Raw genomic sequence first — 19,415 nt, 5'->3', positions numbered from 1 at the left:
CCATGCGAGTGGGAGTGCTGGGAGCCAAGGGAAAAGTCGGATCGACGATGGTGACCGCCGTGCAGGCCGCCGAGGATCTGACGCTGTCCGCCGAGGTGGACGCCGGTGACCCGCTGAGCCTGCTGACCGACGGCGGCACCGAGGCGGTCATCGACTTCACCCACCCCGACGTGGTGATGGGCAACCTGGAGTTCCTCATCGGCAACGGAATTCACGCCGTCGTCGGCACCACGGGTTTCACCGCCGAACGGCTGCAGCAGGTGCAGGCCTGGCTTGCCGAGAACCCGAAAGCATCGGTGCTGATCGCGCCCAACTTCGCCATCGGGGCGGTGCTCTCGATGCACTTCGCCAAGCAGGCGGCGCCCTTCTTCGACTCGGCGGAGGTGATCGAACTGCATCACCCGCACAAGGCCGACGCCCCGTCCGGCACCGCGACGCGCACCGCAAAACTGATCGCCGAGTCCCGAAAAGGCTTGCCGCCCAACCCCGACGCCACCAGCACCAGCCTGCCGGGCGCGCGGGGCGCCGACGTGGACGGAATCCCGGTGCACTCGGTGCGCCTGGCCGGGCTGGTCGCGCACCAGGAGATCTTGTTCGGCACCGAGGGGGAGACGCTGAGCATCCGGCACGACAGCCTCGACCGGACCTCGTTCGTGCCCGGCGTGCTGCTGGCGGTGCGGCGCATCACGGAACACCCCGGCCTGACGGTGGGCCTGGAGGCCCTGCTCAACCTGCAATGACCTGAATCTGCCATGACCAAAGCGCTGCGCACCCAACTGCTCGTCGCCTTCATGTGCGTCGCGCTGTTGGTGTACTTCGTACTGCTGGGGCGCGTGGCCGTCGCGATGATCGGCTCCGGCCGGGCCGCCGCCGTCGGCCTCGGCCTTGCGGTGTTGATCCTTCCCGCGATCGGGCTGTGGGCGATGATCGCCACCCTGCGCGCCGGGTTCGCGCACCAGAGACTCGCGCGCCTGATCGCCGACGACGGAATGGAATTGGACACCAGCGCGCTGCCGCGCCGGCCGTCCGGGCGCATCCAGCGCGACGCGGCCGACGCGCTGTTCGCCACGGTGCGCACCGAGGTGGAGGACCACCCCGACGACTGGCGGCGCTGGTATCGGCTGGCCCGCGCGTACGACTACGCGGGGGATCGGCGGCGCGCCCGCGAGGCCATGAAGACGGCCGTCAACCTGCAGGGCCACCCATGAGCAAGACGCTGCTGATCGTGCACCACACTCCGTCGCCGCACACGCACGAGATGTTCGGGGCGGTGGTCTCCGGTGCGACCGACCCCGAGATCGAGGGCGTGGAGGTGCTGCGCCGCCCGGCGCTGACGGTCTCGCCGGCCGAGATGCTGGGCGCCGACGGATATCTGCTGGGCTCCCCGGCCAATCTGGGTTACATCAGCGGGGCCCTCAAGCATGCGTTCGACTGCTCCTACTACCAGCTGCTCGACTCCACTCGCGGGCGCCCCTTCGGGCTGTACCTGCACGGCAACGAGGGCACCGAGGGTGCAGAGCGCGCGGTCGACACCATCACGACCGGACTGGGTTGGTCCAAAGCCGCTGAAACGGTGGTGGTTTCGGGCAAGCCCAGCAAGGAGCAGCTGCAAGCGTGCTGGGAGCTCGGGGCGACGGTCGCCGCCCAGCTGATGGAGTGAGTCGCACCCTCGGGGAGCTAGGCGTAGGTCGGCTTGAACGCGTCGGCCGGTTGGGCCAGCGCCAGCGCCGAGCTGGTGCCGATCGGGCCGTGCCGGTCGAACAGGGTGGCCGCGCCGGTGGCGACCCCGGCCGCGCCGTAATGGCTCTGGGCGGCCAGCCCGAGGAATTCGCCGTCGGGCAGCCGGCTCGCGGTGACGGTGTAATCGGCGTTGATGTAGCGCAATCCGCCGGTGCCCCAATGGGTGAGCGAACTCGTGATGTCGCCGACGAACGCCAGGCGGGTGAACGGGGTGAGCGGGTGGCCCTGCACCATCGGCCGAAAGAGCCTGGCCCACGCGAACTTCTGCGAGTCGGACTGTTCCCACTCGCCGGCCGCGATGCCCGGACTGCCCTCGACAGTCGCCCCGTACCCCCAGATGAGAAACGGCATGTCCGCCGGAAAGCCGTCCGAGGACGTCGGCAGCGGAGGCATTTCGACCGGAAAGGACCAGACCTGACCGTCGGGATGATCGCCGCGGCGCAGGAACAGCGCGCTGGCCCGCGCGACAACCGTGCCGTTCTGCACCAGCTCGCCGTCGACGAGCTTGATGCGCCGGCCCTCCCGCGTCACCGACGTCCGGATCTGCACCGGCCGCATCAGGGCCGGGCGCAACAGGTCGACGGTGAACCGGGCGGGCTGCAGGTCCGGGTCGATGCCGGATTGCTCTATGCCCCAACCCAACAGGCCGCCGACGATCTGGCCGCCCATGGCCGCGCCCCACGGCCCCTGCGTCAACGTGCCCGGAATATAGGAGTCGCCGTCGACCGTGAAAAACGCCTCGGGCATGATGGCGGAATCGTTCGTCACCGCTATCACGATAGGACACCGGAGAGTAAGGACCGGGCATGCCTCCAGTGATCGAAATTTCGCGCGGGCGCAACCCGTTCCCGGTGACCGGCGTGTCCCGGGGCCGCGACGGCATCCCGCGATACGACGAGCTGCCCGCCACCCTGCTGGACATGCTCGCCGGACACGTCGACACCCGTCCGAACAGCGAGGCCGTCGTCGAGCTCGGCGGCGGCCGGCTGACGTACCGGCAGCTCTGGGACCGCGCGGCGCGCGTGGCCGGCGGGCTGCGCGCGGCCGGGGTGAAGCGCGGTGATCGCGTCGCGCTGCGCTACCCCGCGGGGATCGACTGGGTGCTGGCGTTCTGGGGCACCGTGATGGCCGGTGGCGTTGCGGTGGCGGTCAATACGCGCTCGGCGCAACCGGAGGTCGAGTTCGTCCTGTCCGACGCCGGTGCGCAGCTGGATCTGTCGCCTGACTCCGCGCTGCCCGACGGGCAGCCATACGTCACCGAGCAGCTCGGCCCCGCCGACGTGGCCGCCCTGTTCTACACCTCGGGCACCACCGGCCACCCCAAGGGGGTGCCGACCACGCACGAGGCTTTCCTGACCAACACCGAGAACGCGATCCGCTGTCTGCAACAGCCGCGGGACCTGGGTGAGGAGATGCGAACGCTCATCTCGGTTCCGCTGTTCCACGTGACGGGTTGCAATTCACAGCTTTTGGCCGCCGCCCGGCTCGGGGGAGCGTCGGTGATCATGCCCACGCTGGACCTCGGCGCGCTGATCGCCGCGCTGAGCGCCGAGCGGGTATCGGTCATGGTGACGGTACCGGCGGTGTATTCACTATTGTTGCGGCACAAGGAATTTAATGGGGTCGACGTCTCCGGGATCCGGTGGGTGGGCTACGGCGGGGCCCCGATCGCCCCGTCGCTGGTGCGGTCGGTGAAGGACGCGTTCGGCCACGCCACCGTGTTCAACGGCTATGGCATGACGGAGACGGCGTCGCTGATGACGGTACTTCCCGACGGCGACGCCATCGACCACGCCGATTCGGTCGGGTATGCGGTCCCGTCGGTGGACCTCGGGGTGATCCCGTTCGGGGACGAGCCCGGCGTGGGTGAGCTGGTGGCCCGGGGCGCCAACGTCACCGCCGGCTACTGGAACCGGGCCAGGACCTCCGAGGCCACGGCAACGACCTTTGCGGGCGGCTGGCTGCACACCGGCGACGTGGTGCGGGTCGACGACGCGGGCAGGGTGCACCTCATCGACCGGCTCAAGGACATCATCAACCGCGGGGGCGAGAACGTCTCCAGTGTCGAGGTCGAGGCCGTGCTGCTCGCCGCGCCCCGCGTCGCGGACGCCTGCGTGCTCGGGGTTGCCGACGACGTCATGGGGGAGAAAGTCGGGGTGGTGCTGTTCGGCGGCGACGACGAAATCGACGTGCCGGCCGTGCTCGACCACTGCCGCAGCCAGCTGGCCGACTTCAAAGTGCCGCAATATGTCACGGTGGTCGATAATGCGTTGCCCCGCAACGCCGGCGGCAAGCTGCTCAAGGCCAGGCTCCGCGAACAGGTGCAGTGGGGGGAGCCGCTGCGATGAGCACGAGCCTGTTGGTCGCCAATCGCGGCGAGATTGCGCTTCGAATCATCCGCACCGCAACAGAACTGGGCATGCGCACGATCGCGGTCTACGCCGACGACGACGCGCAGAGCCCGCACGTGCACGCCGCCGACGAAGCGATCGGGTTGCCCGGCGGTGGCCCACAGGCCTACCTGGACCAGTCCGCCATACTGGCGGTGGCGAAGACCTCCGGCGCGGACCTGATCCACCCCGGCTACGGATTCCTCAGCGAGAACGCCGCATTCGCCGCGGCGTGCGCGGCGGGTGGCTACACGTTCGTGGGGCCCGACCCCGGGGTGCTCGGGTTGCTCGGCGACAAGACCGCGGCCCGCGGCGCCGCGATGGCCGCCGGCGTGCCGGTGCTGCCCGCGACCGAGGGCGCGAGCAGCGTCGCGGACATCAAGTCCTTCTTCGCCGCGCAGGAAGGCGGCGTCATGCTCAAGGCCGTCGCCGGCGGCGGCGGGCGTGGAATGCGTCAGGTGCGCAGCGCCGATCAGATCGACGACGCCTATCAACGCTGCGCCGCCGAAGCCCAGCTGGGGTTCGGTGATCCGTCGCTGTTCGCCGAGGCGCTGCTCACCGACGCCCGCCACATCGAAGTGCAGGTCGTCGCCGCGCCGGCCGGGCACCAAACGCATGCGCTGGCGGTCGGTGACCGCGACTGCAGCATCCAGCGCCGCTACCAGAAGCTGGTCGAAATAGCTCCTGCCCAAGGGCTTTCGGATGACCTGCGCCGGGCGCTGCACCAGGCGGCCGTGCGGCTGTGCGCCCGCGTCGGCCTGCGCGGGCTGGCCACGGTGGAATTCCTGGTCACCGGCGAAGACTTCGTCTTTCTCGAAGTCAACCCACGAATCCAAGTGGAGCACACCGTCACCGAGGAAACCACCGGGCTGGACCTGGTGGCCGTCCAGCTGGCGATCGCCGGCGGCACGTCGTTCTATCAGCTGGGGCTGCCAGCCGGAATCGCTTCCGACGGGCTCGAAGTCATCGGCGAGCCGACTACCCAGCGCGGTATCGCGATTCAGCTCAGGGTCAACATGGAGACATTCGGGCCCGACTTTTCGGTGGTGCCGTCGGCGGGCACGCTCACGGTGTTCACCCCGCCCAGCGGTCCGGGCGTGCGCGTCGACACGTATGGCCGGCCGGGGCTGACCGTGAGCCCACAGTACGACTCGCTGCTGGCCAAGGTCGTCGTTCATGTGCGCGGGACGTCGTGGGGGGCGGCGGTGCGCAAGGCCGGTACCGCACTGTCCGAGTTCAGCATCGAGGGCATTCACACGAACATCGGATTTCTCCGCGAGCTACTGTCCGACGACCGGGTCGAATCCGGTTGGGTGAGCACCGGTTTCCTCGACGACAACCTTCCCGGGTTCGCGGCGGGCGCGCTGTCTCACCAGCGCGATCCCCAGGCGGCGGCGGTCGAGCTCTATCCCGGCGAGGACGCGCTGCGCGCGCAGCTGGCCGGCACCGTGGTCGAGGTGGCGCCCGAAGGGGCCGACTACGCAGCGGGCAGCCAGCTGGTCGTCCTGGAAGCGATGAAGATGCAGCATGTGCTCGTCGCACCGGATGCGCTGCGGACCGTCCGGAATCTGGTGACGCCCGGACAGGTCGTCGGGACCGGAGACCCGCTGCTGGTCTTCACCCGCACGGAGGCGGGCGCTGACGGCGAAGCATCCACGGCTGCATTGGATCTGGACCGGACGCGCGCCGACCTCGACGAGGTGACGCAACGCCACGCGCTCACGCTGGATGAGGGCCGTCAGGCCGCGGTCGCCAAGCGGCATCAGCAAGGTCGCCGCACCGCGCGGGAGAACATCGCCGATCTGGTCGATCCCGGTAGCTTCGTCGAATACGGCGCGCTGGCGATCGCGGCGCAGCGCAGCCGGCGTTCCGAACAGGACCTGATCGTCAACACCCCGGCCGACGGGCTGATCGCCGGCCTGGCGACCATCGGCGCGGACCGGTTCGGGCGAGACGCGGCCCAGGCCGTCGTGGTCTCCTACGACTACACCGTGCTGGCCGGCACGCAAGGCATGCGTAACCACGCCAAAACCGACCGCGCCTTCGAGCTGGCCGCGCGAAAACGACTGCCCGTGATGCTGTTCGCCGAGGGCGGCGGGGGCCGGCCGGGCGACACCGACGTCGGCGGCGTCGCCGGGCTGGACGTGCCGACCTTCCGGATGCTGGCCGGATTGCGCGGGGAGGTGCCACTGGTGTCGATCGTGTCCGGCCGATGCTTTGCCGGCAACGCCGCGCTGGCCGGGGTCTGCGACGTGATCATCGCAACACCGGACGCCAACATCGGGATGGGCGGCCCGGCGATGATCGAGGGCGGCGGACTGGGCGTGTACCCGCCGGAGGCGATCGGGCCGATCGGCGTGCAGCGCCGCAACGGCGTGGTCGGCCTGGTCGCCCGGGACGAGGCGCACGCGGTTGCGCTGGCCAAGCAGTACCTGTCGTACTTTCAGGGCAACCTGGGCGAGTGGGAAGCACCCGATCCGCGACTGGCCCGGCATGTGGTGCCGCAGAACAGGTTACGTGCCTACGATGTCCACCGGGCGATCGAGGCGATCGTCGACGTCGGGTCCGTGCTAGAGCTGCGGGGAGACTACGGCGTGGGCATCGTCACCGCGCTGGTGCGCGTCGAAGGGGCGCCGTACGGTCTGATCGCCAACAGCACCCACCACCTGGGCGGCGCGATCGACGCCGAGGCGGCCGACAAGACCGGCGACTTCCTGACCTTGTGCGAATCGTTTGGGCTGCCGGTCATCTCGCTCTGCGACACCCCCGGGTTCATGGTGGGGCCCGATGCGGAGACCCAGGCGGCGGTTCGCCGCTTCGGCCGGATGTTCGTGCTGGGGGCGCGGCTGACGGTGCCGCTGGGAATGATCATCCTGCGCAAGGGATACGGGCTCGGGGCGATGGCGATGGCCGGCGGTTCCTTCCGCGCGCCCCAGTTCACCGTCGCCTGGCCGACCGGGGAGATCGGTGGCATGGGCCTGGAGGGCGCTGTGCGCCTCGGCTACAGCAAAGAGCTGGCCGCGGTCGCCGACCCGGCAGAACGCCAGAGCCTTTTCGATCGGCTGGTGGCGGCCGCGTACGAGCACGGCAAAGCGCTGCGCGCGGCCACCACGTTCGAGCTGGACGACGTCATCGACCCGGCAGCCTCCCGGGCCTGGATCACCAGGCTCTCGGGAGGCTGAGGGGTTGAGCGATTATCCGTGGCCGGAGCCGCAGCCGACGCCCGGCAGGCAGCCGTTCCCGCCCGGCACGCCGCCGGGGCCGGCGAACTGGCCGCCGGAGCCGCAGCCCACGCCCGGGACGCAACCCTGGCCACCCGGACCGCCGCCGGGGCCGTTGAATTGGCCGCCCGAGCCGCAGTTTCCGTTGGCGTCACAGCCGCCGCCGCCCGGGTCTTGCTTGAACGTGACGTGGGTCGGGGCGGGGGAGTTGGCGGCTGGACCGGCGACGGAGACGTCAGCAGCGGCCGCGGGCGCGGCGGCGATAGCCGCAGCGACAGCCCCGGCGACGACCAGCGGTTTCAGGAGTGTCAATTTCGATAACATGCGGCTGGCATACCACCTCAACACGCGTCCAAAACATGGCGAATAAAATTTTGTGGCAAACAACGGAAGGCCCACGACATGACCTCACAAGATCTGACCGGCCGTACCGCAATCATCACCGGCGCGTCACGCGGAATTGGCCTGTCGATCGCTCAACAGCTGGCGGCCGCGGGGGCCAATGTGGTGCTGACCGCCCGCAAGCAGGAGGCGGCCGACGAAGCCGCCGCGCAGGTCGGTGAGCGGGCCGTCGGGGTCGGCGCGCACGCGGTCGACGAGGACGCGGCCCGGCGCTGCGTGGACGTGACGCTGGAGCGCTTCGGCAGCGTCGACATCCTGGTCAACAACGCCGGAACCAACCCGGCATACGGTCCGCTGATCGATCAGGACCACGCCCGCTTCACCAAGATCTTCGATGTCAACCTGTGGGCTCCGCTGCTGTGGACCTCGCTCGTCGTCAAGTCGTGGATGGGCGAGCACGGCGGGGCGATCGTGAACACGGCCTCCATCGGCGGCATGCACCAGTCACCGGCGATGGGCATGTACAACGCCACCAAGGCGGCGCTGATCCACGTCACCAAGCAACTGGCGCTGGAACTTTCTCCGCGCGTCCGGGTCAACGCGATCGCGCCCGGGGTGGTGCGCACCAGGCTGGCCGAGGCGCTGTGGAAGGACCACGAGGACCCGCTGGCGTCGTCGATCGCGCTCGGGCGCATCGGCGAACCGATCGACGTGGCCGCGGCGGTCGCCTTCCTGGTCTCCGACGCGGCGAGCTGGATCACCGGCGAAACCATGGTCATCGACGGTGGCCTACTGCTCGGCGCCGCACAGGGATTCCGGTCCGCACCCGGCGGCGGGCAATGACCGCCATCGATACATCCGACCTGGACGCGCGGGTGCAGGCACTGCTCGACGCGCACGATCCGAAGGCTGCCGACCCGCGCGAATTCCTCGGCGCGCAATACGATGCGGGTCTGGCCTGGGTGCACCTGCCGCAGGGCTTCGGCGGCCTGGATCTGCCGCGCACCGCCCAGGAGCGTATCGACGCGCGGCTGGCCGCCGCGGGTGCGCCGGTGGGCGGCACCCCCAAGAACTACATCGGGATGGGCATGGCCGCGCCGACCATCGCCGCCTTCGGCACCGACGAGCAGAAGCGAACGTTCCTGCGCCCGTTGTTCACCGGTGAGCAGATCTACTGCCAACTGTTCAGCGAGCCGGGCGCGGGATCGGACCTCGCCGGGGTGTCCACCCGCGCGGTCCGCGACGGTGATCAGTGGATTGTCAACGGGCAGAAGGTGTGGACCTCGCAGGCGCAACACGCGCAGATGGCCATCCTGGTCGCCCGCACCGATCCGACCGTGCCCAAACACCATGGCCTGACCTATTTTCTCTGCGATATGACGCAACCCGGGGTCGAGATCCGGCCGTTGCGCCAGATCACCGGGGAGGCCGAGTTCAACGAGGTGTTTCTCACCGACGTCCGGGTGCCCGATGCGAATCGGCTGGGCCCGGAGGGCGGGGGCTGGCGCGTCGCGACCACCACCCTCAACAACGAACGGGTCGCGATCGGTTCCCGCGCCGGGGTCCCGCGGGAAGGCGGCCACATCGGCAAGGTCGCCGAAGCCTGGCGTGACGAGCCGGCGCTGCGCAACCCCGCCATGCACGATCAACTGATGCGGCTGTGGGTGCAGGCCGAGGTCTTCCGGCTCGCCGGCGAACGGCTGCGACAGCAGGCCGCCACCGGTCAGCCGGGGCCAGAGGGCGCCGGCATGAAGGTGGCGTTCGCCGATCTGGCGCAGGCGATCTCGGGCTTCGAGATCGAGCTGCACGGCGAGTCCGGCCTGTATTACGACGACTGGACCATGCGCCGCCCCGAGACCGTCGACCTGATCGGTCGCGAACCCGGATACCGCTACCTGCGGGCGCGCGGCAACTCGATCGAGGGCGGCACCTCGGAAATCCTGCGCAACACCATCTCCGAGCGGATTCTGGGCCTGCCGGGTGAACATCGCGTCGACAAGGACGCCGCGTGGAAGGACCTGCCCCGATGAGCCCCCAGCGCGTGCCGACCGGAGACCTGCTGTACTCCGACACCGAAGAGGCGCTGCGGGCCGGCGTCCGTCAGCTGTTCGCCGAGCGTTGCCCGCCCGAATCGGTGGCCGGTGTCTATGACGCTGCACCCCAAGACTTCTCGGGTGTGTGGCGGACGCTGGCCACTGAACTGGGCGTGGCCGGCCTGTTGGTTCCCGAATCGCTGGGCGGCGCCGGCGCGGGCGCCCGCGAGGCCGCGGTGGTCATGGAGGAGGTCGGCCGGGCCGTTGCGCCGGTGCCGTTCTTGTCCAGCGCGGTCCTCGCCACGGTCGCGCTCTTGCGTGCCGGGGACACCCAGACCGTGCCGGCGCTGGCCCAGGGCGAGCTGACGGCGGCGTTGGTGGTGCCGCTGACGACCGCACCCGGCGATCCGGTCGTGGGGGTGAACGGCGGTTCCGGCGGACTCAGCGGATCTGTCACCGGCGTGGTCGGCGCCGGCGAGGCCGACGTGCTGGTGGTGCCCGTCGCCGGGCCGGACGGTCTCGAACTCCACACCGTCGACCGTGCGGCGGCCGGCGTACAGGTGTCGCCGCTGCTCGCGCTGGACATGACGAGACCCCTTGCCGCCGTGTCGTTTTCGGGTACACCGTCGTCCCCGCTCGGGGCGGGCGACGGCCCGATAGCCGAGGCCGTCCTCACCGGAGTGGCCCTGCTGGCGTCCGAGCAACTCGGAGTGGCCCAATGGTGTTTCGACACCACACTGGACTACGTCAGGCAGCGCAGGCAGTTCGGCCGCACGATCGGCTCCTACCAGGCGATCAAGCACCGGTTGGCGGACCTGTGGTTCGAGGTCGGCGCCGCGACGGCCGCCGCCCGCTACGCGGCCGACACATGTGCCCGTGCCGGCGATGACGCCGCCGCAGCGGCGGCCATCGCCCAGGCCTACTGCAGCGATGTCGCCGTGCACGCCGCCGAGGAATGCATACAGCTACACGGCGGCATCGGCATGACCTGGGAGTATCCGGCGCACCTGTACCTCAAGCGGGCCAAGAGCGACCAGCTGGCATTCGGCACCGGGTACCGTCACCGCACCCGGCTGGCCGAGCTGGTGGACCTGCCGCCCTCCTGAGGGCATCGCGGATTGTTGATGGACCCTTAGCGCGGGAACGCCGCGGCGAACACCGCCGTCATCGCGTCCCAATGCCGCTCGGCCGCCGCGGGGTCATACGGCGCGTTGTCCGGGACGGCGAACCCGTGGCCCGCCGCATACCACTCGATCGTGTGCTCGACGCCGGCCGCCGTCAGCGCCTTGTCGAGCTGTTCGGCGTGATCGGCGGTGAACGACGCGTCGTTCTGCGCTCCCCCCACGTACACCGTGGCGCTGATCCGCTCGGCCAGCAGGTGCGGGCTGTCGTCGGTGTCGGTCACCAGGCCGCCACCGTGGAAGGACGCCGCCGCGGCCACCCGGTCGGGCACCCGGCCGGCCACCATGAGCGACGTCCGACCGCCCATGCAGTAGCCGCACACGCCGAATCGCTCGCCCGTCACCTCGGGCCGGGCGGCCAAATAATCGAAGAATGCGGTCGCGTCGATAGCCATCCGGTCCGGGGTGATGCTGCCGATCATCGAAAACAGGCGCCCGCGTTCCTTCGGGTCGCTGAAGACGGTCGCCATGTCGAACGGCGCCCAGTCGGCGGTGCGGTAGTAGACGTCCGGAAGCAGCACGGCGTAGCCGAATCCGGCCAGCTTGGCGGCCATCTGCGCAAACGTCTCCCGCACGCCGCCGGCGTCGGGATACATGACCACACCGGGCCACGGAACCTGGGATTCCGGCCCCTCCGGAGTGAACAGGTGCACCGTGCAGGTGCCATCGGGGGTGGCGACGACGTCGGTGATATTCGGCATGGCACCCGTTCTACTCCCTGCGCTTCGCAGTATTCTGACCGCGTGCCGATCCCGACGCCCTACGAGGACCTACTGCGCCTGGTGCTCGATGCGGGAACGGCCAAATCCGACCGCACCGGCACCGGAACCCGAAGCCTGTTCGGCCGGCAGCTGCGCTATGACCTGTCGGCCGGCTTCCCGCTGCTCACCACCAAGAAGGTGCACCTCAAGTCGGTGATTTATGAGTTGCTGTGGTTCCTGCGCGGCGATTCCAACGTCGGCTGGCTGCACGAGCACGGGGTTACCATCTGGGACGAATGGGCAAGTGACACAGGCGATCTCGGGCCTATCTACGGGGTGCAGTGGCGATCCTGGCCGACCCCGTCGGGCGAACACGTCGACCAGATCAGCGCGGCCCTGGATCTGCTGCGCACCGACCCCGACTCGCGACGCATCATCGTGTCCGCCTGGAACGTCGGCGAAATCCCGCAGATGGCGCTGCCGCCCTGTCACGCGTTCTTCCAGTTCTACGTGGCCGACGGGCGGCTGAGCTGTCAGCTCTACCAGCGCAGCGCCGACCTTTTTCTGGGCGTGCCGTTCAACATCGCCAGCTACGCGCTGCTGACGCACATGATGGCCGCCCAGGCCGGCCTCTCGGTCGGCGAATTCGTGTGGACGGGCGGGGACTGCCACATCTACGACAACCACGTCGAGCAGGTGCGGCTGCAACTGAGCCGCGAGCCGCGACCCTACCCGGAACTCGTTCTGGGCAAACGGGATTCGATCTTCGACTACACCTACGATGACGTCGTCGTGCGCAACTACGATCCGCACCCGGCCATCAAGGCCCCCGTCGCGGTATGACGCGTACCACCGAGGTGGGCCTGGTGTGGGCCCAGTCGACCTCCGGCGTCATCGGGCGCGGCGGCGGCATCCCGTGGAACGTCCCGGAAGACCTCGTCCGGTTCAAAGAGGTGACCATGGGGCACACCGTGGTGATGGGCCGGCGGACATGGGACTCGCTCCCGTCGAAGGTGCGGCCGCTGCCCGGCCGGCGCAACATCGTGCTGTCCCGCGAGGACGGCTTCGCCGCCGACGGGGCGCAGGTGGTCGGCTCGCTGGACGCGGCCTTTGCCCAGGCCGAGAGCGAGCCCGCGATGTGGGTGATCGGCGGCGGGCAGGTGTATCTGGCTGCGCTCCCGTACGCCGCCCGGTGCGAGGTCACCGAGATCGAGGTCGACTTGCGCCGCGACGACGACGACGCGCTGGCGCCCGCGCTGGACGACACCTGGGTGGGCGAGACGGGGGAGTGGCAGGCCAGCCGCTCGGGGCTGCGGTATCGCTTCCACAGCTACCGTCGCTGAGTCTGCGCACCTGCTCGCGCTCGGCCCTGACCTGACATACTCGGACTCGGGGGGTCGGTCGCACAGGGTTTACCAGGCGTTTGGTGAGAAGGGGGAATTGGCAGTGATAACCGAACCCGTGAAGACGTTCTCGCGAAAGTTCATGGGCTACGACGCGGGCGCGGTCGATGCCCACATCGAGATGCTGACCACCAAGCAGCAGCTGCTGCTAGACGATGTCGAGAGCCTGCGGGCCCGGCTGCAGGAATCCGGCGAACAAACCGCCGCGCTGCGCAAGGAAGTCGCAGTCCTGACCGACACGTCACCCTCGCCGCACGCGATGCAGCAGCGGATGGCGAAAATGCTGCGGCGCGCGGTCGACGAGGTAGCCGAGATGCAGGCCGAGGCGCGCGCGGAAGCGGACGCGCTGATCGCGGCGGCCGAGGCAGAGGCCGAAGCCGCGGAGCGAAAGCGCGACGAGGTGCTCGCGGACATGGCCGCGCAGAAAAAGGCGCTGGAAGCCGAGTACGCGGAGACCAAGGAAAAGCTCGACGCCGAACTGGCCGGGATGCGCGCCGAAACCCAATCCGCGATCGACGAAGCGCGCCAGAGCGCCGAGCGGGAGTGCGAGCAGCTGCTCGGTGACGCGAAACAGGGGGCCGATCACTACCGTGACAAGGCCCGGCGCGCGGTCGACGAGGCGACCGCGCAGCGAATCGAGATCCTCGAGCAGCTGATGGGCGTCTACCGCGACCTCGACGGGGTTCCGGCCGCACTCGAGGCGGCCTACAAAGAACAGAAGAACCCGGACGCGGACGGCGCCGTGGCGCCCCTGGAACACAAGGTCCGCGCGGGCTGAGCTTGCGCTAGCCTCCGCCGACAGGCGCCCCCGGGGCGGTATTCTCGGCGCCGTGTCGACCCGCAGGCTCTCCGCCACTGGGGCGCGGCGGATTGCCGTTGCGGCCCAAGGATTTAGCGAGCCCCGGCCGGGCGGCGAGATCACCCGGGCGCATCTGAAGCGGCTGATATCCAGAATCCAAGTGCTGCAACTGGATTCGGTGTCGGTGGCGGTGCGCGCCCACTACGCCCCGGTGTTCAGCCGGCTCGGCCCCTACGATCGTGACGTGCTCGACCGCGCGGCCTGGGGCCCGCGTTCGTCGCGGCTGCTGGCCGAGTACTGGGCGCACGAGGCCGCGCTGATGGCCGTCGAGGACTGGCCGCTGCTGCGCTGGCGGATGCGCCAGTACACCCATGGCCGGTGGGGAACCCACATCGTCAAGGCCAATCCGCGGCTGGCCGAGGAGGTGGTGGCCGCCGTCGCCGAACTCGGGCCCAGCACGGCCGGCCAAATCGAAGCGCACCTGGCCTCGAAATTGTCGGCGCCGCGACAGAAGAAAGGCACCTGGTGGACGCGCAGCGACACCAAGTGGGTGGCCGAGGCGCTGTTTTCCTCCGGGGTGCTCACCACGGCCACCCGGGTGGGCTTCGCCCGCCACTACGACCTGGTGGAGCGGGTGTTGCCGGCCGGCGTGCTAGCCCGCGAGGTCGACGACCACGAGGCGATCCGCGAGCTGACGCTGCGGGCGGCCACCGCGCTGGGCGTGGGCACCGAGGCCGACATCCGCGACTACTTTCGGCTGTCGGCCGCCCAGGTCAAGCCCGCGATCGGTCAGTTGCTGGCCGCCGGTGACATCGAGCGGGTCGACGTCGACGGCTGGTCCGCCCCCGCCTACCTGCGGGTAGGCCGGACGGTGCCCCGAGCCGACCGGGGCACCGCGCTGCTGTGCCCGTTCGACCCGCTGATCTTCTTCCGGCCCCGGGTCGAACGGCTCTTCGAATTCCATTACCGCATCGAGATTTACACACCGGCCGCCAAGCGACAGTACGGCTACTACGTGTGGCCGCTGCTGATGGACGGGCGGTTGGTGGCGCGGGTCGACCTCAAGGCCGACCGGGCCGCCGACTGCCTGCGCGTCGTCGGCGCATTCGCCGAACCCGAAACGCCCAGAGCCCGCGTCGCCGCGGCGCTCGCCGGCGAGCTGGAGTCCATGGCGTGCTGGCTGGGGCTGGGCGGGTTCAGCGTGGCCACCCGGGGCGACCTGGCCGGCGCCCTGCGGGCGGTCAGCTGATGCGCGCGACCGACAAAGGGCTCAAGGACACCCTGTGGAAGGCGGCCAACAAGCTGCGCGGCTCCCTGTCGGCCGGGCAGTACAAGGACGTCATCCTCGGACTGGTCTTCCTCAGACACGTCTCCGAGGCGCAATGGAAAGCCTTGGCGGACAACAGCAAAGCCGACAAGCTCGGCCGGCTCGTCGACGACGCGATGCAGGCCGCGGGGCTGCCGCGGCTGTACGAAGACCTCGACCAGCGCCGCCTCGGTGAACTGATGGACCTCCTGGACACCCTGCGATGCGGCGGGCGCGAGGCCCATCGGGATCTGATGGGCGAGGTGTACGAGTACTTCCTGGGGAATTTCGCCCGCGCGGAGGGAAAGCGGGGCGGTGAGTTCTTCACCCCGCCCAGCGTCGTGCGGCTGCTGGTCGAGGTGCTCGAACCGTCCGGGGGGCGGGTGTATGACCCGTGCTGCGGCTCGGGCGGGATGTTCGTGCAGACCGAGCACTTCATCGCCGAACACGACGGCGATCCCGCGAACCTCACCGTCTACGGCCAAGAAAGTGTCGAACAGACCTGGCGCATGGCGACAATGAACCTCGCCGTGCACGGCATCGACCACCGCGGCCTGGGCCCGCGGTGCGCCGACACGTTGGTCACCGACCTGCATGCCGGCGTGCAGATGGACTACGTGCTGGCCAATCCGCCCTTCAACATCAAAGATTGGGCCCGCGACGCCGACGACCCGCGCTGGCGCTTCGGTGTTCCACCCGCAACCAACGCGAATTACGCCTGGATTCAGCACATCCTGTCCAAGCTGGCACCGGGCGGCACGGCCGGCGTGGTGATGGCCAACGGCTCGATGTCCTCGAAGGCGAAGGGCGAGGGCGACATCCGGGCGCGGATCATCGAGGCGGATCTGGTGTCGTGCATGGTCGCTCTGCCCGCACAGCTGTTCCGCAGCACCGGAATACCGGTGTGCGTGTGGTTCTTCGCCAGGGATAAGGCGCACCGGTCACGCCAGGTGCTGTTCATCGACGCCCGAGGCCTCGGTTACCTGGTGGATCGCGCGGAGCGCGCGCTGACCCGCGAGGAGATCGTCCGGATCGGCGACACCTACCACGCGTGGTGCGGTACGAAGTCAGCCCTTGCCAAAGGGCTGACCTACCACGATGTTCCGGGGTTTTGTCAGTCCGTGCCGCTGGATGACGTCAGGGCCGCGGGACACGTGCTGACGCCGGGACGCTACGTGGACGCGCCGAGCGCCCCGGACGACGGGGAGCCGGTCGGCGACAAGATCGCGCGATTGACCGACGGGCTGCTCGCGGCGCTCGACGATTCCGCGCGCGCAGAACAGGTGGTGCGCCAGCAGGTGGGGCGGCTGCGGTGAACACCATCCTGGGTGAGCATCTCGACTTCAGCAGCGGCAGCGGCGCGCCGGTGCGCGCCCTCAACGGGCGCTTTCCCGTCTACGGCGCCAACGGCGCGATCGGCTTTGCCGCGGAGCGCAACGCCGGCGGGCCGCTGATCGTGGTGGGCCGCGTCGGATCCCATTGCGGCAGTCTGCGCTACTGCGACTCCGATGTCTGGGTGACCGAGAACGCGCTGGTGTGCCGGGCCAAGGATCCGCGGGAGACGCGGTATTGGTATTACGCCCTGCACACCTGCCGGCTGGGCGATCACCGATCCGGGTCGGGACAACCCCTGCTCAATCAGCGGATCCTGCACGACGTTTCGGTGTCGACCGTCGCGTCGCACGAGCGTCAGCGGATCGCGGAGGTGCTCGGTGCCCTCGACGACAAAATCGCCGCCAACGACCGCGTGATCGAGGCCGCCGAACGTTTGATGGTTGCCCACGCCGAATCGGTGGTGGGCCGGGTGCCGTTGTCGAGCCTGGCGGCCCCGTCGAGCGCGTTCCGCAACGTGCAGGAGTTCCCCGCACGGGTCGCCCATTTCAGCCTTCCGGCGTTCGACGACGGGGCGAAACCCCGCCTGGTCGACGGACGGTCGGTGAAAAGCGGCAAGTTGCTCCTGTCCGAGCCGTGCGTCCTGTTCGCCAAGCTGAACCCCAGGATTCCGCGGATCTGGAATGTGGTGAGCCTGCCGCCGGAGATGTCGCTGGCCAGCACGGAGTTCGTCGTGCTCAAGCCGCTCGGAATTCATTCCTCGGCGCTGTGGTCGGCGCTGCGACAACCGGACGTCTCACTGCGGGTGCAACGGCGGGCCGCGGGGACGTCGGAGAGCCATCAGCGGATTCAACCGCGCGACCTCGTCGACGTGGTGGTCCCCGACGTCCGCCGGCTGGGTCCGGCGGCGCTGCGGACGATCACCTGGCTGGGCGCGCTGTGCCACGCCCGGCGCGCCGAAAGCACCCGGTTGTCCGGCTTGCGTGATGCGCTGCTGCCGTTGCTGATCTCCGGCAAGGTGCGGATTCCGCCCGGCACGCTTTAAGGTGAGCGCCGTGGCCGAGATCGCGCCGCTGCGCGTGCAACTGATCGCCAAGACCGAGTTCTTGGCGCCCCCGGAGGTGCCGTGGAGCACCGACGCCGACGGCGGCCCCGCGCTTGTCGAGTTCGCCGGCCGCGCCTGCTACCAGAGCTGGTCGAAACCCAATCCCAAGACCGCGACCAACGCCGGCTACATCAAGCACATCATCGACGTCGGGCACTTCTCGGTGCTCGAGCACGCGACGGTGTCGTTCTACATCACCGGCATCTCGCGCTCGTGCACGCACGAGTTGATCCGGCACCGGCACTTCTCCTACTCACAGCTGTCGCAGCGCTACGTCCCCGAGAAGGACTCGCACGTCGTCGTGCCGCCGGGGATGGAAGACGATCCCGAACTGCAGCGAATCCTGGCCGCGGCAGCCGACGCCGGCCGCGCCACCTACATGGAGTTGCTGGCCAAGCTGGAGGCCAAATTCGCCGACCAGCCGAGCGCCATCCTGCGGCGCAAGCAGGCGCGCCAAGCCGCCCGCGCCGTGCTGCCCAACGCCACCGAAACCCGCATCGTCGTCACCGGGAACTACCGGGCCTGGCGCCACTTCGTCGCCATGCGCGCCAGCGAGCACGCCGACGTGGAAATCCGGCGGCTGGCCATCGAGTGCCTGCGTCACCTGACGGGCACGGCGCCCGCGGTATTCGCCGATTTCGAGATCGCCACGCTGGCCGACGGGACCGAGGTCGCGACCAGTCCGTTGGCGACCGAAGCCTGAGCCGGCGAGGTCCGGTCAGGCACTGCCGTCACTGGGCGGACCATGAGGCGTTATGCCCGCCTCACAGCGACAACGGCCAACGACGCCCACTCGGGCGGCCCCGTTGTCGCTGCTAGGCGGGCGCGTGACCGATATCCAGCCGACTGGCACCCCCGCGACCGCCCAACGGACGATCGGCGCGGCAACGCGCGGCTGTGTGGGTGCGAAAAGGCTTGCCGGTGCCAGGTAACCTGAACACCGTGAGCACGGTCGGATTCGACGCCCCAGCGCGGTTGGGAACCGTGCTGACCGCGATGGTCACACCGTTTCGCCCCGACGGCTCCGTTGACACCGCCACCGCCGCGCAATTGGCCAACCACCTGATCGACGCGGGCTGCGACGGACTGGTGGTCTCCGGCACCACCGGCGAGTCGCCGACCACCACCGACGACGAGAAGCGAGAGTTGCTCCGCGTCGTGCTCGAGACGGTGGGCGACCGGGCCCGCGTCATCGCCGGCGCGGGCACCTACGACACCGCCCACAGCGTCCGGCTGGCCAAGGCCTGCGCGGCCGAAGGCGCCCACGGCCTGCTGGTGGTCACGCCGTACTACTCGAAACCACCCCAGAGCGGGCTGATCGCACATTTCACCACCGTCGCCGACGCGACCGAATTGCCGGTGCTGCTCTACGACATCCCGCCACGTTCGGTGATCCCGATCCAGCCCGACACGATCCGCGCGCTTTCCGCCCACCCGAACATCGTCGGAATCAAAGACGCGAAGGCCGACCTGCACAGCGGCGGCCAGATCATCGCCGACACCGGCCTGGCCTACTACTCCGGTGACGATGCGCTGAACCTGCCGTGGCTGGCCATGGGGGCCACCGGTTTCATCAGCGTGATTTCGCATATGGCGGCCAATCAGCTTCGGGAAATGTTGTCCGCCTTCAATTCTGGGGATATCGCCACCGCCCGGAAGGTCAACTCCAACATCGCGCCGCTGTGCGACGCGATGGCCCGCCTGGGCGGGGTGACGTTGTCCAAGGCGGGTCTGCGCCTGCAGGGCATCGAAGTCGGCGACCCCCGACTGCCCCAAATGCCCGCAACGGCAGAGCAAATCGACGCGTTGGCCGCCGATATGCGCGCGGCCTCGGTGCTCAGGTGACCCAGGGAGCGTCCGAG

The 19,415-nt window shown here is 69.4% G+C and carries 19 protein-coding genes; 16 read left to right on the top strand and 3 right to left on the bottom strand.

All coding sequences use genetic code 11. From position 1 onward, the window contains the following. Positions 1-2: 2 nt before the first annotated feature. Genes dapB through A5775_RS12905 form a run of 3 tightly spaced genes read left to right on the top strand, consistent with a single transcriptional unit; the run spans position 3 to position 1,660 of the window. Positions 3-740: a 4-hydroxy-tetrahydrodipicolinate reductase gene (dapB, locus tag A5775_RS12915; protein ID WP_067252829.1), complete on the top strand. Its 738-nt coding sequence runs from the start codon at positions 3-5 to the stop codon at positions 738-740. A 12-nt stretch (positions 741-752) separates the two neighbouring features. Next, positions 753-1,208: a hypothetical protein gene (locus tag A5775_RS12910; RefSeq protein WP_067252625.1), complete on the top strand. Its 456-nt coding sequence runs from the start codon at positions 753-755 to the stop codon at positions 1,206-1,208. After that, positions 1,205-1,660: a flavodoxin family protein gene (locus tag A5775_RS12905; RefSeq protein WP_067252624.1), complete on the top strand. Its 456-nt coding sequence runs from the start codon at positions 1,205-1,207 to the stop codon at positions 1,658-1,660. Before A5775_RS12910 ends, A5775_RS12905 begins: the two co-directional genes overlap by 4 nt. A gap of 17 nt (positions 1,661-1,677) precedes the next feature. Here the strand turns inward: A5775_RS12905 and A5775_RS12900 are convergent, their stop codons facing one another. Beyond that, positions 1,678-2,487: a thioesterase family protein gene (locus A5775_RS12900; protein WP_067252827.1), complete on the bottom strand. Its 810-nt coding sequence runs from the start codon at positions 2,485-2,487 to the stop codon at positions 1,678-1,680. 59 nt (positions 2,488-2,546) lie between these two features. Here A5775_RS12900 and A5775_RS12895 point away from each other — a divergent pair, with 59 nt between their 5' ends. Both A5775_RS12895 and A5775_RS12890 read left to right on the top strand, forming a co-directional pair. Further along, entirely contained in the window at positions 2,547-4,088 is a 1,542-nt protein-coding gene (locus A5775_RS12895; RefSeq protein WP_197512543.1) for a class I adenylate-forming enzyme family protein, read from the top strand. Further along, complete coding sequence (locus A5775_RS12890; protein ID WP_067252621.1) at positions 4,085-7,312, top strand: carboxyl transferase domain-containing protein; 3,228 nt, start codon at positions 4,085-4,087, stop codon at positions 7,310-7,312. Before A5775_RS12895 ends, A5775_RS12890 begins: the two co-directional genes overlap by 4 nt. A 12-nt stretch (positions 7,313-7,324) precedes the next feature. Here A5775_RS12890 and A5775_RS12885 read toward each other — a convergent pair whose 3' ends face one another. Beyond that, positions 7,325-7,654, bottom strand: a complete 330-nt coding sequence (locus A5775_RS12885; RefSeq protein ID WP_067252824.1) for a PE-PGRS family protein — start codon at positions 7,652-7,654, stop codon at positions 7,325-7,327. 99 nt (positions 7,655-7,753) lie between these two features. Between A5775_RS12885 and A5775_RS12880 the strand changes: the two genes are divergently transcribed. From A5775_RS12880 to A5775_RS12870, 3 genes are read left to right on the top strand one after another with little or no spacing between them, the layout of a single operon-like run. Continuing rightward, on the top strand, positions 7,754-8,536 hold the full coding sequence (locus tag A5775_RS12880) for an SDR family oxidoreductase (protein WP_067252618.1): 783 nt from the start codon (positions 7,754-7,756) through the stop codon (positions 8,534-8,536). After that, complete coding sequence (locus A5775_RS12875) at positions 8,533-9,723, top strand: acyl-CoA dehydrogenase family protein (RefSeq protein ID WP_067252616.1); 1,191 nt, start codon at positions 8,533-8,535, stop codon at positions 9,721-9,723. The genes A5775_RS12880 and A5775_RS12875 overlap by 4 nt, the downstream gene beginning before the upstream one ends. Positions 9,724-9,734: 11 nt before the next feature. Then, positions 9,735-10,832, top strand: a complete 1,098-nt coding sequence (locus A5775_RS12870; RefSeq protein ID WP_067252821.1) for an acyl-CoA dehydrogenase family protein — start codon at positions 9,735-9,737, stop codon at positions 10,830-10,832. A 26-nt stretch (positions 10,833-10,858) separates the two neighbouring features. Here the strand turns inward: A5775_RS12870 and A5775_RS12865 are convergent, their stop codons facing one another. Continuing rightward, on the bottom strand, positions 10,859-11,608 hold the full coding sequence (locus tag A5775_RS12865; RefSeq protein ID WP_067252614.1) for a dienelactone hydrolase family protein: 750 nt from the start codon (positions 11,606-11,608) through the stop codon (positions 10,859-10,861). A 42-nt stretch (positions 11,609-11,650) separates the two neighbouring features. On the opposite strand from A5775_RS12865, the gene A5775_RS12860 reads away from it, so the two are divergent. The 8 genes from A5775_RS12860 to dapA all read left to right on the top strand — a co-directional run bounded on the left by A5775_RS12860 (position 11,651) and on the right by dapA (position 19,398). Then, the gene (locus tag A5775_RS12860; RefSeq protein WP_067252612.1) at positions 11,651-12,451 is read left to right on the top strand and encodes a thymidylate synthase; all 801 of its coding nucleotides are present in this window, start codon (positions 11,651-11,653) and stop codon (positions 12,449-12,451) included. Continuing rightward, positions 12,448-12,951, top strand: coding sequence for a dihydrofolate reductase (locus A5775_RS12855; protein WP_067252610.1), 504 nt, complete (start codon positions 12,448-12,450; stop codon positions 12,949-12,951). Before A5775_RS12860 ends, A5775_RS12855 begins: the two co-directional genes overlap by 4 nt. A 103-nt stretch (positions 12,952-13,054) precedes the next feature. Next, a complete protein-coding gene (locus A5775_RS12850; RefSeq protein ID WP_067252607.1) occupies positions 13,055-13,789 on the top strand; it encodes a DivIVA domain-containing protein in 735 nt (244 codons plus the stop codon). Between the two features lie 52 nt (positions 13,790-13,841). Next, the gene (locus A5775_RS12845; RefSeq protein ID WP_067252605.1) at positions 13,842-15,059 is read left to right on the top strand and encodes a winged helix-turn-helix domain-containing protein; all 1,218 of its coding nucleotides are present in this window, start codon (positions 13,842-13,844) and stop codon (positions 15,057-15,059) included. Beyond that, positions 15,059-16,432, top strand: a complete 1,374-nt coding sequence (locus A5775_RS12840; protein ID WP_067252603.1) for a type I restriction-modification system subunit M — start codon at positions 15,059-15,061, stop codon at positions 16,430-16,432. Before A5775_RS12845 ends, A5775_RS12840 begins: the two co-directional genes overlap by 1 nt. Then, entirely contained in the window at positions 16,429-17,493 is a 1,065-nt protein-coding gene (locus A5775_RS12835; RefSeq protein ID WP_067252600.1) for a restriction endonuclease subunit S, read from the top strand. Before A5775_RS12840 ends, A5775_RS12835 begins: the two co-directional genes overlap by 4 nt. A 10-nt stretch (positions 17,494-17,503) precedes the next feature. Beyond that, the gene (thyX, locus tag A5775_RS12830) at positions 17,504-18,256 is read left to right on the top strand and encodes an FAD-dependent thymidylate synthase (RefSeq protein WP_067252819.1); all 753 of its coding nucleotides are present in this window, start codon (positions 17,504-17,506) and stop codon (positions 18,254-18,256) included. A gap of 239 nt (positions 18,257-18,495) precedes the next feature. Next, positions 18,496-19,398 carry a 4-hydroxy-tetrahydrodipicolinate synthase gene (gene dapA / locus A5775_RS12825; RefSeq protein ID WP_067252816.1) on the top strand — a complete coding sequence of 301 codons (903 nt, stop codon included), beginning with the start codon at positions 18,496-18,498 and terminating at the stop codon, positions 19,396-19,398. The last annotated feature ends 17 nt before the right edge of the window (positions 19,399-19,415 follow it).

This window comes from Mycobacterium sp. 852002-10029_SCH5224772, from assembly GCF_001667315.1.
GTDB lineage: Bacteria > Actinomycetota > Actinomycetes > Mycobacteriales > Mycobacteriaceae > Mycobacterium.
The sequence above is the reverse complement of the archived record's forward strand: the minus strand, read 5'-3'. Positions and strand labels throughout refer to the sequence as shown.